The organism is Streptomyces graminofaciens (assembly GCF_030294945.1).
Taxonomy (GTDB): Bacteria; Actinomycetota; Actinomycetes; order Streptomycetales; family Streptomycetaceae; genus Streptomyces; species Streptomyces graminofaciens.
This window is the reverse complement of sequence record NZ_AP018448.1, coordinates 2,974,587-2,995,606: the sequence shown is the minus strand read 5'-3', so window position 1 is coordinate 2,995,606 and position 21,020 is coordinate 2,974,587. Positions and strand designations below refer to the sequence as shown.

Sequence of the window (21,020 nt, the reverse complement as noted above, 5' to 3'; positions counted from 1 at the left end):
CGTTCACCCCCCGGGGGTGAAGGACCGACGGAGCGGCGAGCACTGGGCCGGCCGGCTCTACATGCGCGAAATCTCGCTGCGCATAGACCGGCACCTGGTGAACACCCGGGTCACGCCCAACCAGCTGACCTACCTGATGACCGTCTTCGGCGTCCTCGCCGCCCCGGCCCTGCTGGTGCCGGGCATCCCGGGCGCCGTCCTCGGCGTGCTGATGGTCCAGCTGTACCTGCTGTTCGACTGCGTCGACGGCGAGATCGCCCGCTGGCGCAAGCAGTTCTCGATCGCCGGCGTCTACGTGGACCGGGTCGGCGCCTACCTGTGCGACGCGGCCGTGCTCGTCGGCTTCGGGCTGCGCGCCGCCGACCTGTGGGGCACCGGCCGGATCGACTGGCTGTGGGCCTTCCTCGGTACCCTCGCCGCCCTCGGCGCCATCCTGATCAAGGCCGAGACGGACCTCGTCGGGGTCGCCCGGCACCAGACCGGCAAGCCGCCGGTCCAGGAGTCGGCCTCCGAGCCGCGTTCCTCCGGCATGGCGCTGGCCCGCAAGGCCGCCGCCGCGCTGAAGTTCCACCGGCTGATCCTCGGCGTAGAGGCGTCTCTGCTGATCCTGGTCCTCGCGGTCATCGACCAGGCCCGGGGCGACCTGTTCTTCTCCCGGCTCGGTGTCGCCGTGATGGCCGGCATCGCGCTGCTCCAGACCCTGCTGCACCTCGTGTCCATCCTCGCCTCCAGCAGGCTGAAGTGAGCGGTGGCATGAAGGTCGGCGCGGTCATCATCACCATGGGCAACCGCCCCGACGAGCTGCGCGCTCTCCTCGACTCGGTCGCCAAGCAGGACGGCGACCGCGTCGAGGCGGTCGTCGTCGGCAACGGCTCGCCCGTCCCGGACGTCGCAGAGTTCTCATCGGTTGTACGGACCGTCGAGCTGCCCGAGAACCTCGGCATACCCGGCGGCCGCAACGTCGGCATCGAGGCGTTCGGCCCCGGCGGCCAGGACGTCGACGTCCTGCTCTTCCTGGACGACGACGGGCTGCTCGCGCGCCACGACACCGCCGCGCTTTGCCGCGAGGCCTTCGCGGCCGACCCGGAGCTCGGCATCATCAGCTTCCGCATCGCCGACCCCGAGACCGGCGAGACGCAGCGGCGCCATGTGCCCCGGCTGCGGGCCTCCGACCCGATGCGTTCCTCCCGGGTCACCACCTTCCTCGGCGGCGCCAACGCCGTACGCACCCGGGTCTTCGCCGAAGTGGGCGGCCTGCCGGACGAGTTCTTCTACGCCCACGAGGAGACCGACCTGGCGTGGCGGGCCCTCGACGCGGGCTGGATGATCGACTACCGGTCCGACATGGTGCTGTACCACCCGACGACCGCCCCCTCCCGGCACGCGGTCTACCACCGCATGGTCGCCCGCAACCGCGTCTGGCTGGCCCGCCGCAACCTCCCCGTGCTCCTGGTCCCCGTCTATCTGGGCGTCTGGCTGCTGCTGACCCTGCTCCGCAAGCCGTCGGGACCTGCCCTCAAGGCCTGGTTCGGCGGCTTCAAGGAAGGCTGGACGAGCTCCTGCGGCCGCCGCCGGCCCATGAAGTGGCGTACGGTGTGGCGCCTGACCCGACTGGGCCGACCTCCCGTCATCTGACAAGCTCGATATCTGAGAGCATTCGGCCGTACCCCGGTCCCAGGTTTTCCGCCTCGGCCCGATCAGGCTGCGCACTTTGAGGACGAAAGTTTCCACTTGTGAGTGAGACAACGCATGACGGCAGGGTCGCCGTGAGCGATCGACCGTCGCCCGACGACGGGCTCTCGGCCGCCGACCTCGCCGCCAAGTACGGGTTGGCGGTCAGCGGAGCCCGGCCCGGACTCGTCGAGTACGTCCGCCAGCTCTGGGGGCGGCGTCACTTCATCCTCGCCTTCTCGCAGGCGAAGCTCACCGCCCAGTACAGCCAGGCCAAGCTCGGCCAGCTGTGGCAGGTGGCCACTCCGCTGCTGAACGCGCTGGTGTACTTCCTGATCTTCGGCCTGATCCTGGGCGCCGACCGCGGGATGCCCCGCGAGGTCTACATCCCGTTCCTGGTGACGGGTGTCTTCGTCTTCACCTTCACCCAGAGCTCGGTGATGGCGGGCGTGCGCGCGATCGCCGGCAACCTCGGCCTGGTCAGGGCGCTGCACTTCCCGCGGGCCGCGCTGCCGATCTCGTTCTCGCTGCAGCAGCTCCAGCAACTGCTCTTCTCGATGATCGTGCTGTTCGCCGTGGCGGTCGGCTTCGGCAGCTACCCGAGCCTGTCGTGGCTGCTGATCCTCCCGGTGCTGGCCCTGCAGTTCCTCTTCAACACCGGCCTCGCGATGATCATGGCCCGGATGGGCTCCAAGACCCCGGACCTCGCCCAGCTCATGCCGTTCGTGATGCGTACGTGGATGTACGCGTCCGGCGTCATGTTCTCGCTCCCCGTGATGCTGGAGGAGCACCCGCCCTGGATCTCCGACGTCCTCCAGTGGAACCCGGCCGCGATCTACATGGACCTGATGCGCTTCGCGCTGATCGACGGCTACGGCTCCGACAACCTGCCCCCGCACGTCTGGGCGGTCGCCGGCGGCTGGGCCGTGCTCGTCGCGGTCGGCGGGTTCGTGTACTTCTGGAAGGCGGAGGAGAGGTACGGCCGTGGCTGAGACCCGAGTTCCGACCGTCATCGCGGACGAGCTGCACATCGTCTACCGCGTGAACGGCGCCAAGACCGGCAGGGGCAGCGCCACCGCCGCCCTCAGCCGCATCATCAAGCGCGGTGAGTCGCCGGGCGTACGCAAGGTGCACGCCGTCAAGGGCGTCTCCTTCATCGCCTACCGCGGCGAGGCCATCGGCCTGATCGGCTCCAACGGCTCCGGCAAGTCCACCCTGCTGCGCGCCATCGCTGGACTGCTGCCCGCGGAGAAGGGCAAGGTCTTCACCGACGGCCAGCCCTCGCTGCTCGGCGTCAACGCGGCCCTGATGAACGACCTGACGGGCGAGCGGAACGTCATATTGGGCGGCCTCGCCATGGGCATGTCCCGCGAGCAGATCAGGGAGCGCTACCAGGAGATCGTCGACTTCTCCGGGATCAACGAGAAGGGCGACTTCATCACCCTTCCCATGCGCACCTACTCCTCCGGCATGGCGGCCCGGCTCCGCTTCTCCATCGCGGCGGCCAAGGACCATGACGTCCTCATGATCGACGAGGCGCTCGCCACCGGTGACCGCAAGTTCCAGAAGCGCTCCGAGGCCCGCATCCGCGAGCTGCGCAAGGAGGCCGGCACGGTCTTCCTGGTCAGCCACAACAACAAGTCGATCCGCGACACCTGCGACCGGGTCCTGTGGCTGGAACGCGGCGAACTGCGCATGGACGGCCCCACGGAAGAGGTCCTGAAGGAATACGAGAAGTTCACGGGCAAGTAGCCGGATTTGCCCCGGGCCCCGCCGGAACTGCTCCGGCGGGGCCCGGCGTCTGCAAAGGGGACGCCAACTTCGGCAAGGACTGCGTCAACTCCGGCCACCCGTAGGAATCTTGGGGCAATCGGTGCGTTCTTGTGATGTGCAGGACACCCAGTCGGAGCATGGTGCGTTGTACAACGTAAGCTGTACCGGTGCCGAATCGCGGCAAGTGGGTCCATAATGCGCGACATCCGGCATCGGCCACATGCGCGGAGCGCCGGGCGGCGTGTCCGAAATACTGTGTATTGGGTCGGCAGTGTAGAACGGGAGATGTGACGGCCATGGCTACGGAAACTCCCCAGCTCCACGACGCGTGTGCCGTCCCCGCGCCGGGTGACGAGCGGTGACCGAAACCGGGACGCCACGCACCGGCGACACGGAGCGTGACACCCTCGAAAAGGCCGCCCACGAGAACTTCCCCGTGGCGCCGTTCTTCCTGCCCGCGGCCTGGCGCGCCGACCTGATGGCCCTGTACGGCTTCGCCCGCCTCGTCGACGACATCGGCGACGGCGACCTCGCCCCCGGCGGCGCCGACGCCCACCACCTGGGCGTCTCCCCGCAGGACGCCGACGACCGGCTCCTGCTCCTCGACGCCTTCGAGGCCGACCTGCGCCGCGTCTTCGACGGCACCCCGCACCACCCGCTGCTGCGCCGCCTGCGGCCCACGGTCCACCGCCACGCGCTCTCCCCCGAGCCCTTCCTCGGCCTGATCGCCGCCAACCGCCAGGACCAACTCGTCAGGCGCTACGAGACGTACGACGACCTGCTCGCCTACTGCGAGCTGTCCGCCAACCCCGTCGGCCGTCTCGTCCTCGCCGTCACCGGGACCTCCACCCCCGAGCGGGTCCGCCACTCCGACGCGATCTGCACGGCGTTGCAGATCGTCGAGCACCTCCAGGACGTGACCGAGGACCTCGGCCGCGACCGCATCTATCTGCCCGCCGCCGACATGAAGCGCTTCCATGTCTCCGAGGCGGATCTCGCCACATCCACAGCAGGCGCATCGGTGCGCGCACTGGTCGCGTACGAAGCCGAATGCGCCCGGAATCTCCTGAATGAGGGCACCCCGCTGGTGGGTAGCGTCCACGGCAGGCTGAGGTTGCTCCTGGCGGGGTTCGTGGCGGGGGGAAGGGCGGCGATCCACGCGATCACCGCCGCTCGGTACGACGTTCTTCCCGGCCCGCCCAAGCCCGGCAAGCTCCGGCTGCTGCGCGAGGTGGGCGCGACCCTGCGAGGAGAGGGGTGATCCGGATCGTGGAGTCTCCACCGCACCCGTCCGCACCGGTACTCGCCGCCTACAGCTACTGCGAGTCCGTCACCGGACAACAGGCCCGCAACTTCGCGTACGGCATCCGGCTCCTGCCCACGGCCAAGCGGCGCGCGATGTCGGCGCTCTACGCGTTCTCGCGCCGCGTCGACGACATCGGCGACGGCGCGCTCGCCCCCGAGGTGAAGGAGCTCCGGCTGGCGGAGACCCGGGCGCTGCTCACCAGAGTCCGCGAGGGCACGGTCGACGAGGACGACACGGATCCCGTCGCGGTGGCCCTGGCGCACGTCGGGGCACACTTCCCGGTCCCGTTCGGCGGCCTCGACGAACTCATCGAGGGCGTCCTGATGGATGTGCGCGGCGAGACCTACGAGACCTGGGACGACCTGAAGGTCTACTGCCGTTGTGTCGCCGGCGCGATCGGGCGGCTCTCGCTCGGTGTCTTCGGCACGGAACCGGGCGCGCGCGGCGCCGAGCGGGCACCGGAGTACGCCGACACGCTCGGCCTCGCTCTTCAACTCACCAACATCCTCAGGGACGTTCGCGAGGACGCCCTCGGCGGTCGTACATATCTGCCCTCCGACGACCTCGCCAAGTTCGGCTGCTCGGCGGGGTTCGCCGCGCCCCTTTCGTCGGTCGACTCCGACTTCGCGGGTCTTGTGCACTTCGAGGTGCGCCGGGCCCGCGCCCTGTTCGCCGAGGGCTACCGCCTGCTGCCGATGCTGGACCGCCGCAGCGGCGCCTGTGTCGCGGCCATGGCCGGCATCTACCGGCGGCTGCTCGACCGCATCGAGCGCGAGCCGGAGGCCGTGCTGCGCGGCCGGGTCTCGCTGCCCGGCCGCGAGAAGGCGTACGTCGCCGTGCGCGGCCTCTCCGGCCTCGACGCCCGCCATGTGTCCCGCCGTACCGTCAGGAGGCGTGCCTGATGGACAATCCGGTCCAAGGAGAACCCATCGGGGAAAAGTGGTACGCAACCCTCCGCAACGCGGTGGCGTCCCTGACTGCGACGGCCTGCCGCAGGGCGCTCCACCACCTCGGCGGACCAGCAGGGGAGGGCGCGCGATGAGCGACGGCACACAGTCCGAGGGGCCACTGGACGCGGACGGCACGGGCCGCCCCCGCAGCACGGCCGTGGTGGTCGGTGGCGGCCTGGCGGGGATCACCGCCGCGCTCTCGCTGGCCGACGCCGGTGTACAGGTCACCCTCCTCGAAGGGCGGCCGAGGCTCGGCGGACTCGCCTTCTCCTTCCAGCGCGGCGATCTGACCGTCGACAACGGTCAGCATGTGTATCTGCGATGCTGCACCGCCTACCGCTGGTTCCTCGACCGCGTCGACGGGGCCGCGCTGTCGCCGCTTCAGGATCGCCTCGACGTGTCGGTTCTCGACGCCGAGGGCAGGCCCGGGCGGCGGCTCGGCAGACTGCGGCGCGACGCGCTGCCCGTGCCGCTGCATCTCGGGCGCAGCCTCGCCACGTACACCCATCTCTCGCTCGCCGAGCGCGCCAACGTGGGGCGTGCGGCGATGGCGCTCAAGGCGCTCGACCTCGCCGATCCGGCGCTGGACGAGCAGGACTTCGGCAGTTGGCTGGCCGCGCGGGGGCAGTCGGCGCGCGCGATCGAGGCGCTGTGGGACCTGGTCGGGGTCGCCACGCTCAACGCGGTGGCCCAGGACGCCTCGCTCGGGCTCGCCGCGATGGTGTTCAAGACGGGCCTGCTGTCCGAGCCGGGCGCGGCCGACATCGGCTGGGCCCATGTCCCGCTGGGCGAACTGCACGACCGGCTGACCCGCAAGGCGCTCGACTCGGCGGGCGTCCGCACCGAACTCCGGACTCGCGTCACCTCCATCTCCTTCGGCGGGAGCGGCCGTTGGACGGTCGAGGTGCCCGGCGAGAGCCTCGACGCCGACGCGGTCGTCCTCGCCGTACCGCAGCGCGAGGCCCACGATCTGCTGCCGGAAGGGGCGCTCGACCACCCCGAGCGGCTGCTGGAGATCGGCACCGCCCCGATCCTCAACGTCCATGTCGTCTACGACCGGAAGGTGCTGAGCAAGCCGTTCTTCGCGGCGCTCGGCTCCCCGGTGCAGTGGGTCTTCGACCGCACCGACGCGTCAGGGCTGCGCGAGGGCCAGTATCTGGCGCTCTCGCAGTCGGCCGCACAGGACGAGATCGACGAGCCCGTGTCCGCCTTGCGCGAGCGCTATCTGCCCGAGCTGGAGCGGCTGTTGCCCGGCGCGCGCGGCGCGCGGGTGAAGGACTTCTTCGTGACCAGGGAGCGCACCGCGACCTTCGCTCCCACCCCCGGCGTCGGACGGCTCAGGCCCGGCGCCCGCACCAAGGCACCCGGCCTGTACCTGGCCGGAGCGTGGACCGCCACAGGGTGGCCCGCGACCATGGAGAGTGCGGTCCGCAGCGGCATCAGTGCGGCGGACGCCGCGCTCGGCGCCCTGGGCCGGCCCCGAGACCACCTCTTCACCTACGAGGAGGCAGCGTGACGCTCGAAGCGCACAGGACCGGTTCCCGCACTCCCGGTACCGCGAACACATCGACATCTGGAGAAACTGTGCCCACTGTGCCCCCGGCCGCGTCGGCCGCTGCGAGGACCGCGGTGGACGTGACCGCGCTCCTGGAGCGCGGGCGGACCCTGGCCACCCCCGTGCTGCGGGCGGCCATCGATCGGCTGGCGCCCCCCATGGACACCGTCGGCGCCTACCACTTCGGCTGGATCGACGCCGCGGGCAACCCCGCCGACGGCGACGGCGGCAAGTCCGTGCGTCCCGCGCTCGCGGTGCTGTCCGCCGAGGTCACCGGCGCCGCACCCGAGGTCGGCATCCCCGGCGCGGTCGCCGTGGAGCTGGTGCACAACTTCTCGCTGCTGCACGACGACCTGATGGACGGCGACGAACAGCGCCGCCACCGCGACACGGTGTGGAAGGCGCACGGCCCCGCCCAGGCCATCCTCGTCGGCGACGCCCTGATGGTGCTCGCCAACGAGATCCTCCTCGAACTCGACACGGTCGAGGCCGCCCGGGCCACCCGCCGCCTCACCATGGCCACCCGCGCGCTCATCGACGGTCAGGCCCAGGACATCTCGTACGAGCACCGCGAGCGGGTCACCGTCGAGGAGTGCCTGGAGATGGAGGGCAACAAGACGGGCGCGCTGCTCGCCTGTGCCTGTTCCATCGGTGCGGTCCTCGGCGGCGCGGACGACCGCACGGCGGACGCGCTGGAGAAGTACGGCTACCACCTCGGCCTCGCCTTCCAGGCAGTCGACGACCTGCTGGGCATCTGGGGCGACCCGGTGTCCACCGGCAAGCAGACCTGGAGCGATCTGCGTCAGCGCAAGAAGTCCCTGCCGGTCGTGGCCGCGCTCGCGGCGGGCGGCCCGGCCTCCGAGCAGCTCGGCGAACTGCTCGCCGCCGACGCCAAGGCCAGCGACTTCGAGAACTTCTCCGAGGAGGAGTTCGCCGCGCGCGCCGCCCTCATCGAGGAGGCCGGGGGCCGGCGGTGGACGGCCGACGAGGCGCGCCGCCAGCACACCGTCGCGATCGAGGCGCTGGACTCCATCCACATGCCCGACCCGGTGCGGGACCGGTTCATGGCACTGGCCGACTTCGTCGTCGTACGGAAGAGATGATCGCCATCGCTCAGGAGTCGACCGGTCTCGGTCGAATAAGCCTCGCGTAGTCGCCGGCCGGTGCCTGTCACCGGATACGCACCGGCCGACGGCTGACCCACCGCAGAGAGATCCGTCCACTGCACGAAGGGGAAGCCATGACAGCGACGACCGACGGAAGCACCGGGGCACCACCGCCCCGCGCTGCCTCGGCCAGCGAAACCGACACCGACACTGACACCGACACCCCAGTGGCGGCAGGGGTCCAGGATGCCGCCGAGCGCGCCATACGGCGTGCGACCGATTTCCTTCTCTCGCGTCAGGACGCCCAGGGCTGGTGGAAGGGCGACCTGGAGACCAACGTCACCATGGACGCCGAGGATCTGCTGCTCCGTCAGTTCCTGGGCATCCGCGACGAGAAGACCACGCGGGCGGCCGCGCTGTTCATCCGTGGCGAGCAGCGCGCGGACGGCGCCTGGGCCACCTTCTACGGCGGCCCAGGCGAACTCTCCGCCACCGTCGAGGCGTACGTCGCCCTGAGGCTGGCCGGGGACGACCCGGACGAGCCTCACATGGCGCGGGCGTCCGCCTGGGTCAGACAGCGCGGCGGGATCGCGGCCGCCCGTGTCTTCACCCGGATCTGGCTGGCCCTGTTCGGCTGGTGGAAGTGGGACGACCTGCCGGAGATGCCACCGGAGTTGATCTACTTCCCGAAGTGGATGCCGCTGAACATCTACGACTTCGGATGCTGGGCGCGGCAGACGATCGTGCCGCTGACGATCGTCTCGGCGAAGCGCCCGGTACGGCCCGCACCCTTCCCACTGGACGAACTCCACGTCGACCCGGGCCGACCGAACCCGCCCAAGCCCCTTGATCCGCTGGGAAGTTGGGAAGGCGCCTTCCAACGGCTCGACAGGATTCTGCACGGCTACCGCAAGGTGGCGCTGAAGCGGCTGCGCAGGGCGGCCATGAAGAGCGCGGCCCGCTGGATCATCGAGCGGCAGGAGAACGACGGCTGCTGGGGCGGCATCCAGCCACCGGCCGTGTACTCGGTCATCGCGTTGCACTTGTTGGGTTATGACCTCCGACATCCGGTGATGAAGGCCGGGTTGGAGTCCCTCGACCGGTTCGCCGTGTGGCGTGAGGACGGGGCCCGGATGATCGAGGCCTGCCAGTCCCCGGTGTGGGACACCTGCCTCGCCACCATCGCCCTCGCCGACGCGGGACTGCCCGCCGACCATCCCCAGCTGGTCAAGGCCGCCGACTGGATGCTCGGCGAGGAGATCGTCCGGCCCGGCGACTGGTCCGTGAAGCGGCCCCAACTGTCCCCGGGCGGCTGGGCGTTCGAGTTCCACAACGACAACTACCCCGACATCGACGACACCGCCGAGGTCGTTCTCGCACTGCGCCGTGTCGAGCACCCCGATCCACAGCGGGTGCAGCGGGCCATCGGACGGGGGGTGCGCTGGAACCTGGGGATGCAGTCGAGGAACGGGGCGTGGGGCGCCTTCGACGTCGACAACACAAGCCCCTTCCCCAACCGGCTGCCGTTCTGCGACTTCGGCGAGGTCATCGACCCACCGTCCGCCGATGTCACCGCCCATGTGGTGGAGATGCTCGCCGTCGAGGGCCTCGCCCACGATCCGCGCACCCGGCGCGGCGTCGACTGGCTCCTCGCCGAACAGGAGCCGAACGGCGCGTGGTTCGGCCGCTGGGGCGTCAACTACGTCTACGGAACCGGGTCGGTGGTGCCCGCGCTGACCGCCGCCGGACTGCCCGCCTCCCACCCCGCGATCCGCCGGGCCGTGGCCTGGCTGGAGACCGTACAGAACGACGACGGCGGCTGGGGCGAGGATCTGCGCTCCTACCCCGATCCCGCCGAATGGGGCGGCAAGGGCGCCTCCACCGCCTCCCAGACCGCGTGGGCCCTGCTCGCGCTGCTGGCGGCGGACGAGCGGGACTCCAAGGCCGCCGAGCGCGGCATCGAGTGGCTCGCCCGGACCCAGCGGGAGGACGGCTCCTGGGACGAGCCGTACTTCACCGGCACCGGCTTCCCCTGGGACTTCTCGATCAACTACCACCTCTACCGCCAGGTGTTCCCGCTCACCGCGCTGGGTCGGTACGTCCACGGCGAACCCTTCGCGGGCAGACCCGCCGACGGCAGGGCTGTCGTCGACCAGGCCGCTGTAGACAAGGCCGCTGTAGACAAGGCCGCCGACGGCAAGGTCGTCGCGGGCAAAGCCGTCGTCGACCAGGCCGAGAGGAGCTGATGACCATGGCCTCCGCCCCGGCCCCGCTGCTGATCGCCTGCGCGCTCAGCATCGAGCAGCTCGCCCTGCGCAGCGGTGACCGGGCCGGCGCCGGGGGCCCGGTCACCGTACTGCGCACCGGCATGGGGCCGAAGGCCGCCGAGCGGTCCGTCACCCGGGTCCTCGCCGACCCGGCGCTCGCCGACGCGGCCGTGCTGGCCACCGGGTTCTGCGCCGGGCTCGCGCCGGGCATGCACCCCGGGGACCTGGTGGTCGCGGAGGAGACCCGTGGCCCCGACGGCGCCGTCACACCTTGTGTGGGCACCGAACGGCTGATCAAGGAGCTGGTGCGGGCCGTGCCCGGGCGGACGGTGCACACCGGCCCCCTCACCGGTTCCGACCACGTCGTACGCGGATCGGAACGCTCCGATCTGCTCGCCACCGGAGCGATCGCGGTGGACATGGAGTCGGCGGTCACGCTCCACAGCGCCGTACGCCAGGGCGTGCGCCCGGTTGCGGCCGTACGGGTGGTCGTGGACGCTCCAGAGCATGAACTCGTCCGGATTGGCACTGTGCGCGGTGGAATATCGGCTTTCCGCGTCCTTCGTGCCGTCCTTCCCGCTTTCTTCGAATGGCACCGTTCTTTGCTGCTCCCCAGGAGGTGAGCCAGATGGCCATGCCGCTCCGCCAGTCCATCAAGGTGGCGACGTATCTCGCTGAACAGAAGCTCCGCAAGCGGGACAAGTTCCCGCTGATCGTCGAGTTGGAACCGCTCTACGCCTGCAATCTGAAGTGCGAGGGCTGCGGCAAGATCCAGCACCCGGCCGGGGTGCTCAAGCAGCGCATGCCGGTGGCGCAGGCCGTGGGCGCCGTCCTGGAGTCCGGAGCGCCGATGGTGTCGATCGCCGGCGGCGAGCCTCTGATGCACCCTCAGATCGACGAGATCGTGCGGCAGTTGGTGGCGAGGAGGAAGTACGTCTTCCTGTGCACCAACGCCATGCTGCTGCGCAAGAAGATGGACAAGTTCAAGCCCTCGCCGTACTTCGCGTTCGCCGTGCACATCGACGGGCTGCGCGAGCGGCACGACGAGTCGGTGGCGAAGGAGGGGGTGTTCGACGAGGCCGTGGCCGCCATCAAGGAGGCCAAGAGGCGCGGCTTCCGGGTGACCACCAACTCGACCTTCTTCAACACCGACACCCCGCAGACCATCATCGAGGTCCTCAACTACCTCAACGACGACCTCCAGGTCGACGAGATGATGATCTCGCCCGCCTACGCCTACGAGAAGGCCCCCGACCAGGAGCACTTCCTCGGTGTGGAGCAGACCCGGGAGCTGTTCAGGAAGGCCTTCTCGGGCGGCAACCGCCGTCGCTGGCGCCTCAACCACTCGCCCCTGTTTCTGGACTTCCTGGAGGGCAAGGTCGACTTCCCGTGCACGGCGTGGGCGATCCCCAACTACTCCCTCTTCGGCTGGCAGCGGCCCTGCTATCTGATGAGCGACGGGTACGTCACGACGTACCGGGAGCTCATCGAGGACACCGACTGGAACGCGTACGGCCGGGGCAAGGACCCGCGCTGTGCCAACTGCATGGCGCACTGCGGCTACGAGCCGACCGCCGTGCTCGCCACCATGGGGTCGCTGAAGGAGTCGCTCCGCGCCATGCGCGAGACGCTCTCCGGGAACCAAGGGTGACTCCATGACTGCCGTGTCCTTGGGTGTCCCCGAGGTACCGGTCCGGCCGATCGCCGAGCGGCGCGTGTCGCGGCGGATCGAGGTCGGGCCGGTGGCGGTCGGGGGCGGGGCCCCGGTGTCGGTGCAGTCGATGACGACGACGCGTACGTCGGACATCGGTGCCACCTTGCAGCAGATCGCCGAGCTGACGGCGTCCGGCTGCCAGATCGTGCGGGTCGCCTGCCCCACGCAGGACGACGCGGACGCGCTCGCGACCATCGCCCGCAAGTCGCAGATCCCGGTGATCGCGGACATCCACTTCCAGCCGAAGTACGTGTTCGCGGCGATCGAGGCGGGGTGTGCGGCGGTGCGGGTGAACCCCGGCAACATCAAGCAGTTCGACGACAAGGTGAAGGAGATCGCCCGGGCGGCGAAGGACCACGGGACCCCGATCCGGATCGGGGTCAACGCGGGCTCGCTCGACCGCCGGCTGTTGCAGAAGTACGGCAAGGCCACCCCCGAGGCGCTGGTCGAGTCGGCGCTGTGGGAGGCCTCGCTGTTCGAGGAGCACGACTTCCGGGACATCAAGATCTCGGTGAAGCACAACGACCCGGTGGTGATGGTCAACGCCTACCGGCAGCTGGCCGCGCAGTGCGACTACCCGCTGCATCTGGGCGTGACCGAGGCCGGTCCCGCCTTCCAGGGGACCATCAAGTCCGCCGTCGCCTTCGGCGCCCTGCTCGGCGAGGGCATCGGCGACACGATCCGGGTCTCGCTGAGCGCGCCGCCCGCCGAGGAGGTCAAGGTCGGCATCCAGATCCTGGAGTCGCTGAACCTGCGGCAGCGGCGGCTGGAGATCGTGTCGTGTCCGTCGTGCGGGCGGGCCCAGGTCGATGTGTACAAGCTCGCCGACGAGGTCACGGCGGGGCTCGAAGGGATGGAGGTGCCGTTGCGCGTCGCGGTCATGGGCTGCGTCGTCAACGGGCCCGGCGAGGCACGCGAGGCGGATCTCGGGGTCGCCTCCGGCAACGGCAAGGGGCAGATCTTCGTCAAGGGCGAGGTCATCAAGACCGTCCCCGAGTCGAAGATCGTCGAGACGCTCATCGAAGAGGCGATGAAGATCGCCGAGCAGATGGAGAAGGACGGCGTCGCGTCGGGGGAGCCGGCGGTCACCGTGAAGTGACGAACACGGGCTGAAGAGCACGGACCGAGAGGGGGCCCGAGCGTGACGATTCTGGAGAACATCAGGGAACCACGCGACCTGAAGGCACTGTCCGAGGCGGAGCTGGACCGATTGGCCGACGAGATCCGGGAGTTCCTGGTGCACGCGGTCGCCAGGACCGGCGGTCACCTGGGGCCCAATCTGGGGGTGGTGGAACTGTCCATCGCGCTCCACCGGGTCTTCGAGTCACCCGTCGACCGCATCGTGTGGGACACCGGCCATCAGAGCTACGTACACAAGATTCTGACCGGGCGTCAGGACTTCTCCAAGCTGCGCGGCAAGGGCGGTCTGTCCGGCTATCCCTCGCGCGAGGAGTCGGAGCACGACATCGTCGAGAACAGCCACGCCTCGACGGCGCTCGGCTGGGCCGACGGGCTCGCCAAGGCCCACCAGGTCCAGGGCGAGAAGGGCCACGTCGTCGCGGTCATCGGCGACGGCGCGCTCACCGGCGGCATGGCCTGGGAGGCGCTCAACAACATCGCGGCCGCCAAGGACCGGCCGCTGATCATCGTCGTCAACGACAACGAACGCTCGTACTCCCCGACCATAGGCGGCCTCGCCAACCACCTCGCGACCCTGCGCACCACGGACGGCTACGAGCAGTTCCTGGCCTGGGGCAAGGACGTGCTGCTGCGCACCCCGGTCGTCGGTCACCCCTTCTACGAGGCGCTGCACGGGGCGAAGAAGGGCTTCAAGGACGCGTTCGCCCCGCAGGGCATGTTCGAGGACCTGGGGCTGAAGTACGTCGGTCCGATCGACGGGCACGACGTGGGCGCCGTCGAGTCGGCGCTGCGGCGCGCGAGACGCTTCCACGGGCCCGTGCTCGTCCACTGTCTGACCGAGAAGGGGCGAGGGTACGAGCCCGCGCTCGCCCACGAGGAGGACCACTTCCACACGGTCGGGGTGATGGACCCGCTGACCTGCGAGCCGCTCGCGCCCTCCGGCGGACCCTCCTGGACCTCGGTCTTCGGCGACGAGATCGTGCGGATCGCCGACGAGCGCGAGGACGTCGTGGCGATCACGGCGGCCATGCTGCACCCCGTGGGGCTCGGCAGGTTCGCCGAGAAGTTCCCCGACCGGGTCTGGGACGTGGGCATCGCCGAACAGCACGCGACGGTGTCGGCGGCGGGACTCGCGACCGGCGGGCTGCACCCCGTGGTCGCCGTCTACGCGACCTTCCTCAACCGGGCCTTCGACCAGCTGCTGATGGATGTCGCCCTGCACCGCTGCGGCGTCACCTTCGTGCTGGACCGGGCCGGGGTCACGGGCGTCGACGGGGCCTCGCACAACGGTATGTGGGACATGTCGATCCTCCAGGTCGTACCCGGGCTCAGGGTCGCCGCGCCGCGCGACGCCGAACAGTTGCGGGCACAGTTGCGGGAGGCGGTCGCCGTCGACGACGCGCCGACGGTCATTCGGTTCCCGAAGGAGTCGGTGGGGCCGGAGATCCCGTCGCTGGGCCGGGTGGGGGGCATGGATGTGCTGCACCGGTCGACGGGCGGCCCGGTCGGCCCGGTCGGCGCCGGTGGCCCGGAGGTCCTGCTGGTCGCCGTCGGTGTCATGGCGCCGGTGTGTCTGCAGGCCGCCGAGCTGCTTCAGGCGCGCGGCATCGGGTGCACGGTCGTCGACCCCCGCTGGGTCAAGCCCGTCGACCCGGCGCTGCCCGGCCTCGCCGCCGAGCACCGGCTCGTGGCCGTCGTGGAGGACAACAGCCGGGCTGCCGGGGTCGGTTCGGCGGTCGCGCTGGCGCTGGGGGACGCGGATGTCGACGTACCCGTACGGCGGTTCGGGATCCCGGAGCAGTTCCTCGCGCACGCCAAGCGGGGCGAGGTGCTGGCGGACATCGGGCTGACACCGGTCGACGTCGCGGGGCGGATCAGCGCGTGTCTGGCGGCCCGGGACGAGCGCGCGAAGGGGGAGTCGTCCGGGGCCGAGCTGCCCGAGGCCCAGCTGTCCAAGGAGAAACAGGCATGACCACTGCGCAACCCGCCGCCGGGGGCGAGGAGTTCGACCTCGGCAGGCTCATCGCCGAGCGCGGTGCCGAGCGATACGAACTCCACGCCCGGCACCTCAACCACCAACTCCCGCGCATGCTGCACACCATCGGCTTCGACAAGGTCTACGAACGGGCCGAGGGCGCGTACTTCTGGGACGCGGACGGCGACGACTACCTGGACATGCTCGCCGGGTTCGGGGTGATGGGCCTCGGCCGCCATCACCCCGTGGTCCGCAAGGCGCTGCACGACGTCCTCGACGCCCAGCTCGCCGACCTCACCCGCTTCGACTGCCAGCCACTGCCAGGACTGCTGGCGGAGCGGCTGCTCGGGCACAGCCCGCACCTGGACCGGGTGTTCTTCGGCAACAGCGGCACGGAAGCCGTCGAGACCGCGCTGAAGTTCGCCCGGTTCGCCACCGGCAGACCACGCGTCCTGTACTGCGACCACGCCTTCCACGGGCTGACCACGGGCTCCCTGTCGGTGAACGGCGAGTCGGGCTTCCGGGACGGATTCGCGCCCCTGCTGCCCGACACGGCCGTACCGCTCGGAGATCTCGACGCCCTGGCGCGGGAGCTGAAGAAGGGCGACGTCGCCGCGCTCATCGTCGAACCCGTCCAGGGCAAGGGTGTGCACGAGGCGCCCCCCGGCTATCTGCGCGCCGCGCAGGAACTGCTGCGGGGGCACAAGGCGCTGCTCATCGCCGATGAGGTGCAGACCGGCCTCGGGCGGACCGGGGACTTCTACGCCTACCAGCATGAGGAGGGCGTGGAACCGGACCTGGTGTGTGTGGCCAAGGCGCTCTCCGGCGGCTATGTGCCCGTCGGCGCGACCCTCGGCAAGGAGTGGATCTTCAGGAAGGTCTACTCGTCCATGGACCGCGTCCTCGTCCACTCCGCGAGCTTCGGCTCCAACGCGCAGGCCATGGCGGCGGGTCTCGCGGTGCTGTCCGTCATGGAGAACGAGGAGATCGTGGCGGGCGCCCGGGCCACGGGAGAGCTGCTGAAGGGCCGGTTGGCCGCGCTGGTCGAGAAGTACGAGCTGCTCAGCGACGTACGCGGCCGGGGCCTGATGATCGGCATCGAGTTCGGCAGGCCCAAGTCGCTGAAGCTGCGCAGCCGTTGGACCATGCTCCAGGCGGCACGCAAGGGACTCTTCGCGCAGATGGTCGTCGTTCCGCTGCTGCAACGGCACCGCATCCTCACCCAGGTCTCCGGCGACCACCTGGAGGTGATCAAACTGATCCCGCCGCTGATCATCGGCGAGCGGGAGGTGGACCGGTTCGTCGACGCCTTCACCGAGGTGATGGACGACGCGCACGGCGGGGGCGGACTGATGTGGGACTTCGGCAGGACGCTGGTGAAGCAGGCGGTCGCCAACCGGTAGCGCCGACCAACAGGGAGTTTGCCTCTGAGGCAAGAAATTTGCCGCAGAGGCAAGGCTCCGGCTGAATGTAAGGCATGAGCCCTTCCGAGGGGACGAACCCTCCAGAGCCCCGGCGCGAGCCCGACGCGGGCGGGGAGCCGTCCGCCGAGCTGCCCGTCGTCGCCCCGCAGCTGCGGGCCCTGCGCCGCCGGGCCTCCCTCACGCTGGAGGCCGCGGCCCGCGCCGCCGGGCTCTCGCCCGCGCACCTCTCCCGGCTGGAGACCGGGCAGCGTCAGCCCTCACTGCCGATGCTGCTCGCGCTCGCCCGCATTTACGGTACGACCGTCTCGGAGCTGCTCGGCGAGACCGTCGCCGAGCGGGACGCGGTCGTCCGGGCCGCCGACATGGAATCGACGAAGGCCGGCGGCTGGACGTACTGGCAGGCGGGCGCGTCCGGCCGTGGCATGCAGGCCCTGCGGGTCCATGTGCCGTACGGCGCCCAGGGCGATCTCGTGCGCGTCCATCCCGGTGAGGAGTGGCTGTACGTCCTCAACGGGCGGCTGCGGCTGCGGCTCGGCGACACCGCGCACCTGCTCGCGCCGGGGGACAGCGCCCACTTCGACTCGCTGACCCCGCACCGCATCGCCGCCGCCGATCACGACGGCGCCGATCTCCTCTTCGTCCACACCCTGCTGCAGAGCCCGACCGCCGCGCTCTGCCTCGGTCCGATCACCACCACCGGAGAAACCCCGTGAGAGACCTGGAAGAGAAGTTCCCCCGCGCCCTGTGGGTGCGGCTCATCATCTACATCGCGGTCGGTCATCTCTTCGCGGCCTTCGTCTATCTGCTGTTCGAGGTGGGCGCCAAGAAGTAGTGCTGGTTGGTCCCAGGGGGCGGGCCGTCAGTCGAGCAGCCGCTCGCGTAGGCGCTCCCGGGTCCGGGGCGTCACGCTCAGACCCTGCTCCAGGTAGGTGTCCACATCGCCCCAGGTCTCCTCGATGGTCTCGAAGGCCGCAGTCAGATACTCGGCGCGGGCGTCGAAGAGCGGGCTCAGCAGCTCCATGACCTCGGGGGAGTAGGCGCTCGCGGACGTGCTGCTGCGGTGGACCTTGTAGCGGCGGTGCTTGGCGTTCGACTCCAGGTAGTCGGCGACGACGGCCTCGCGCTCCACCCCCACGGCGAGCAGCGTCACCGCGATGGAGAGACCCGCGCGGTCCTTGCCGGCGGCGCAGTGCATCAGGGCGGGCACGCTGTCCTCGGCCAGCGCGTGCAGCACCCGGGAGTGCTCGGCCGTGCGCTGCTTGACGATCGCGCGATAGGAGTTGATCATCCGGTCCGCCGCCTTGCCGCCGTCCAGCAGGGCGCGCAGCTGGTCCAGGTCGCCGTCGCGGACCATCTTCCAGAACTCGGCGCCGTCCGCCGGGTCGGTCAGCGGCAGGTTCAGATTGCGCACGCCGGGCAGCTCGACGTCCGGGCCCTCCAGCTTCTGGTCCGCCGCGTTCCGGAAGTCGAAGATCGTGTGCAGGCCCAGGGAGGCAAGGAACGCGCTGTCCTCGTCGGTCGCGTGCGCGAGGTGACCGCTGCGGAACAGCACTCCGTGGCGCACACGCCGGCCGTCCACGGTCGGCAAGCCGCCGACATCGCGGAAGTTGCGCACTCCGGTCAGCTCGGGCTCGGTCGACGGGATCTGCTGCGTCACTGGGGCTCCTCCCCTCCGCCCGTCGGCGCCGATCGTCGACGGACACGCACTCGGCAATGAGGCGCGCACTCGACGATACGACATAGGTTCCTACGGCAATGAGTTGTCCACAGGTGCCGAAGGGGCACTCGCCGACAGTTGTCCACAGGCGCCGTCACGGAGCCGCGGCGGCCTGCGATGATGCTGAGGCTTGATCGCACCTGTTCGAATCTGTGAGGGCTTGATGTTGGAAATCGGCGCTGATGGCCGGACCTGGCTTCTTTCGGGGCCTACGAGCAGTTACGCCCTGCGGCTCACGGAGGCCGACGAGCTGCTGCATCTGCACTGGGGCCCACGGATGGGGCTCCCTGACGCGGAGGAGCTGGCCGCCAGGCAGCAGCTGCCGTACTGGCCGTTCGAGGCCCCGGTCGACGGACACGAGGAGTACCCCGTCGAGGGCGGCCCCCGCTTCGTGCGCCCGGCCCTGTTTGTGCGCACGGACACGCGGCGCGGCACCGAGTGGACCTTTGAGGCCTACGAGGCCGACGGCGACGAGCTGCGGCTGCGGTTCGCCGACGACGGGCTCGGGATCACGCTCCACTACCGGATGCGTGACGATGTCGTCGAGCGCTGGGTGACCCTCGTCAACGAGGGGCCGTCGGTCGAGCTGCTGCGGGCCGACTCGGCGACCTGGACGCTGCCGCCTCGCGAGGAGGCCTGGCGGCTGTCCCAGCTGCACGGGCGGTGGGCGGCCGAGTCCCGCCTGGTCCGCGGGGACCTCACCTACGGGGAGAAGGTCATCGGCAGCCGGCGCGGCCACACCGGGCATCAGCATCTGCCCTGGGTCGCCCTCGACACCGACGCCACCGAGGAGCGCGGCGAGGTCTACGGTTGCGCCCTCGGCTGGTCGGGCTCCTGGCGGATCGCCGTGGCCCAGCTCCCGGACGCGCGTGTGCAGATCACCGGCGGCGCCGGATACGACGAATCGGGCCTGCTGCGGCTGGAGACCGGCGAGACGTTCACGACGCCCGTCTTCGCCGGGTTGTGGAGCGACGGCGGCCACGGCGGCGCCAGCCGCGCCTGGCACGCGTACCAGCGGGCGTATGTCATCCCGGACGCGGACCAGGACCGGCCGGTGCTGTTCAACTCCTGGGAGGCCACCGAGTTCGACATCTCCGAGGAGCAGCAGGGGGCGCTCGCGCGGCGGGCTGCGGCCATCGGTGTGGAGCTGTTCGTGGTCGACGACGGCTGGTTCGGGACCCGGACCAGCGACCGGGCCGGACTCGGCGACTGGACCCCCAACCCGGACCGCTTCCCGCAGGGGCTGAAGCCGCTCGCCGACTATGTGCACGCCCTCGGGATGCAGTTCGGCATCTGGGTCGAGCCGGAGATGGTCAACCCGGACAGCGAGCTGTACCGCGCGCACCCCGAATGGGCACAGTTCCATCCGGGACGAAAGCGGACGGAGCTACGCAATCAGCTCGTCCTCAACCTCGCGCGCAAGGACGTCCAGGAGTATCTCTGGGAGCAGCTGCACGGGCTCCTGTCCAGCGCGCCCATCGACTACGTCAAGTGGGACTTCAACCGCTGCTTCACGGACGCCGGCTGGCCCGGGGAGCCGTATCCGCAGAAGCTGTGGGTCGAGCACGTGCGCGCCTTCTACGCCCTCCTCGACCGGCTGCGGGCCGCGCACCCCGGCGTCGCCTTCGAGTCGTGCTCGGGCGGGGGCGGCCGGATCGACCTCGAGGTCATGGCCCGCACGGACCAGGTGTGGACCTCCGACAACACCGACCCGCTCGACCGGCTCGCCATCCAGCACGGCTTCAGCCAGATCCATCCGGCCCGGGTCATGGCCGCCTGGGTCACCGACAGTCCGAACAACCAGCTCAACGGGCGGGTCAGCTCGCTGCGCTTCCGCTTCGTCAGTGCCATGGCGGGCGTGCTCGGCGTGGGCGGCGACCTCACCGAGTGGACGGAGGAGGAGCTGGCCGAGGCGCGGAGCTGGGTCGAGCTCTACCGCGAGATCCGGCCGGTCGTGCAGCGCGGCGACCTCTACCGGCTGCGGCCGCCGGCCGGCGGACTGAGCGCCGTGCAGTACGTGTACGGCGACGAGGTGGTCGTCCTCGCCTGGCTCCAGGCCCAGCACTACGGCGAGCCGCTCGCCCCGGTCCGGCTGCGCGGCCTCGACCCGGACAGGACGTATGAGTGTCGCGAAACGGGCGAAACGTACCGAGGGGCGGTGCTGTTGCATCACGGACTGCGGACAGGGCTCCGCGGTGACTTTGATGCGAAGGTTGTCCGACTGCGTCGCACTTGAGCGTTGTGTCCGAAATGAAGCTTTAATTCCAGCAAGCCCTGGAATAAAGCCTACTGGGCCGTAGGTGCGTGAGCAGCGTCATATTCGTGACGGTCCGTTGCCGTCATGTCCACGTAATTCATGCGTGTTTCCAGGGGGGTTGCGAAAAGCGCGAGAACGCTCATTTACGGAGCGTGATCGATAATT

The 21,020-nt window shown here is 70.1% G+C and carries 19 protein-coding genes; 18 read left to right on the top strand and 1 reads right to left on the bottom strand.

Translation table 11 applies throughout. From position 1 onward, the window contains the following. The first annotated feature begins 16 nt into the window (after nucleotides 1-16). From SGFS_RS12935 to SGFS_RS12860, 17 genes are all read left to right on the top strand, one after another. Nucleotides 17-745: a CDP-alcohol phosphatidyltransferase family protein gene (locus SGFS_RS12935; protein ID WP_434026926.1), complete on the top strand. Its 729-nt coding sequence runs from the start codon at nucleotides 17-19 to the stop codon at nucleotides 743-745. Beyond that, a complete protein-coding gene (locus tag SGFS_RS12930; RefSeq protein WP_286250072.1) occupies nucleotides 742-1,635 on the top strand; it encodes a glycosyltransferase family 2 protein in 894 nt (297 codons plus the stop codon). The genes SGFS_RS12935 and SGFS_RS12930 overlap by 4 nt, the downstream gene beginning before the upstream one ends. 98 nt (nucleotides 1,636-1,733) lie before the next feature. Then, complete coding sequence (locus SGFS_RS12925) at nucleotides 1,734-2,663, top strand: ABC transporter permease (protein ID WP_286250071.1); 930 nt, start codon at nucleotides 1,734-1,736, stop codon at nucleotides 2,661-2,663. After that, a complete protein-coding gene (locus SGFS_RS12920; RefSeq protein WP_286250070.1) occupies nucleotides 2,656-3,423 on the top strand; it encodes an ABC transporter ATP-binding protein in 768 nt (255 codons plus the stop codon). The genes SGFS_RS12925 and SGFS_RS12920 overlap by 8 nt, the downstream gene beginning before the upstream one ends. Nucleotides 3,424-3,802: 379 nt before the next feature. Continuing rightward, a complete protein-coding gene (hpnC, locus tag SGFS_RS12915) occupies nucleotides 3,803-4,705 on the top strand; it encodes a squalene synthase HpnC (protein WP_286250069.1) in 903 nt (300 codons plus the stop codon). Continuing rightward, nucleotides 4,702-5,652 (top strand): presqualene diphosphate synthase HpnD, encoded by a 951-nt coding sequence (gene hpnD / locus SGFS_RS12910; RefSeq protein ID WP_286250068.1) that lies wholly within the window; start codon nucleotides 4,702-4,704, stop codon nucleotides 5,650-5,652. Before hpnC ends, hpnD begins: the two co-directional genes overlap by 4 nt. Further along, nucleotides 5,652-5,792 carry a DUF6380 family protein gene (locus tag SGFS_RS51395; protein WP_350283995.1) on the top strand — a complete coding sequence of 47 codons (141 nt, stop codon included), beginning with the start codon at nucleotides 5,652-5,654 and terminating at the stop codon, nucleotides 5,790-5,792. The genes hpnD and SGFS_RS51395 overlap by 1 nt, the downstream gene beginning before the upstream one ends. Further along, complete coding sequence (hpnE, locus tag SGFS_RS12905) at nucleotides 5,789-7,216, top strand: hydroxysqualene dehydroxylase HpnE (protein ID WP_286250067.1); 1,428 nt, start codon at nucleotides 5,789-5,791, stop codon at nucleotides 7,214-7,216. The genes SGFS_RS51395 and hpnE overlap by 4 nt, the downstream gene beginning before the upstream one ends. A gap of 68 nt (nucleotides 7,217-7,284) precedes the next feature. Then, a complete protein-coding gene (locus SGFS_RS12900; protein WP_286250066.1) occupies nucleotides 7,285-8,358 on the top strand; it encodes a polyprenyl synthetase family protein in 1,074 nt (357 codons plus the stop codon). A 137-nt stretch (nucleotides 8,359-8,495) separates the two neighbouring features. After that, the gene (gene shc, locus SGFS_RS12895; protein ID WP_286250065.1) at nucleotides 8,496-10,607 is read left to right on the top strand and encodes a squalene--hopene cyclase; all 2,112 of its coding nucleotides are present in this window, start codon (nucleotides 8,496-8,498) and stop codon (nucleotides 10,605-10,607) included. Then, nucleotides 10,607-11,251, top strand: coding sequence for a phosphorylase family protein (locus SGFS_RS12890; protein WP_286250064.1), 645 nt, complete (start codon nucleotides 10,607-10,609; stop codon nucleotides 11,249-11,251). Before shc ends, SGFS_RS12890 begins: the two co-directional genes overlap by 1 nt. 5 nt (nucleotides 11,252-11,256) lie before the next feature. Next, a complete protein-coding gene (hpnH, locus tag SGFS_RS12885) occupies nucleotides 11,257-12,279 on the top strand; it encodes an adenosyl-hopene transferase HpnH (protein WP_286250063.1) in 1,023 nt (340 codons plus the stop codon). Nucleotides 12,280-12,283: 4 nt separating this feature from the next. Further along, nucleotides 12,284-13,441: a flavodoxin-dependent (E)-4-hydroxy-3-methylbut-2-enyl-diphosphate synthase gene (gene ispG, locus SGFS_RS12880; RefSeq protein ID WP_286250061.1), complete on the top strand. Its 1,158-nt coding sequence runs from the start codon at nucleotides 12,284-12,286 to the stop codon at nucleotides 13,439-13,441. 42 nt (nucleotides 13,442-13,483) lie between these two features. Further along, nucleotides 13,484-15,454 carry a 1-deoxy-D-xylulose-5-phosphate synthase gene (gene dxs, locus SGFS_RS12875; RefSeq protein WP_286250059.1) on the top strand — a complete coding sequence of 657 codons (1,971 nt, stop codon included), beginning with the start codon at nucleotides 13,484-13,486 and terminating at the stop codon, nucleotides 15,452-15,454. Then, nucleotides 15,451-16,860, top strand: coding sequence for an aspartate aminotransferase family protein (locus SGFS_RS12870; RefSeq protein WP_286250058.1), 1,410 nt, complete (start codon nucleotides 15,451-15,453; stop codon nucleotides 16,858-16,860). The genes dxs and SGFS_RS12870 overlap by 4 nt, the downstream gene beginning before the upstream one ends. A 74-nt stretch (nucleotides 16,861-16,934) precedes the next feature. Further along, nucleotides 16,935-17,594: a helix-turn-helix domain-containing protein gene (locus SGFS_RS12865; protein ID WP_286250057.1), complete on the top strand. Its 660-nt coding sequence runs from the start codon at nucleotides 16,935-16,937 to the stop codon at nucleotides 17,592-17,594. Continuing rightward, nucleotides 17,591-17,713 carry a DUF6126 family protein gene (locus SGFS_RS12860; RefSeq protein WP_286250055.1) on the top strand — a complete coding sequence of 41 codons (123 nt, stop codon included), beginning with the start codon at nucleotides 17,591-17,593 and terminating at the stop codon, nucleotides 17,711-17,713. The genes SGFS_RS12865 and SGFS_RS12860 overlap by 4 nt, the downstream gene beginning before the upstream one ends. Nucleotides 17,714-17,740: 27 nt before the next feature. Here the strand turns inward: SGFS_RS12860 and SGFS_RS12855 are convergent, their stop codons facing one another. Next, a complete protein-coding gene (locus tag SGFS_RS12855) occupies nucleotides 17,741-18,538 on the bottom strand; it encodes a tyrosine-protein phosphatase (RefSeq protein ID WP_286250054.1) in 798 nt (265 codons plus the stop codon). Between the two features lie 223 nt (nucleotides 18,539-18,761). Here SGFS_RS12855 and SGFS_RS12850 point away from each other — a divergent pair, with 223 nt between their 5' ends. Beyond that, the gene (locus tag SGFS_RS12850) at nucleotides 18,762-20,834 is read left to right on the top strand and encodes an alpha-galactosidase (protein WP_286250053.1); all 2,073 of its coding nucleotides are present in this window, start codon (nucleotides 18,762-18,764) and stop codon (nucleotides 20,832-20,834) included. Nucleotides 20,835-21,020 lie beyond the last annotated feature (186 nt).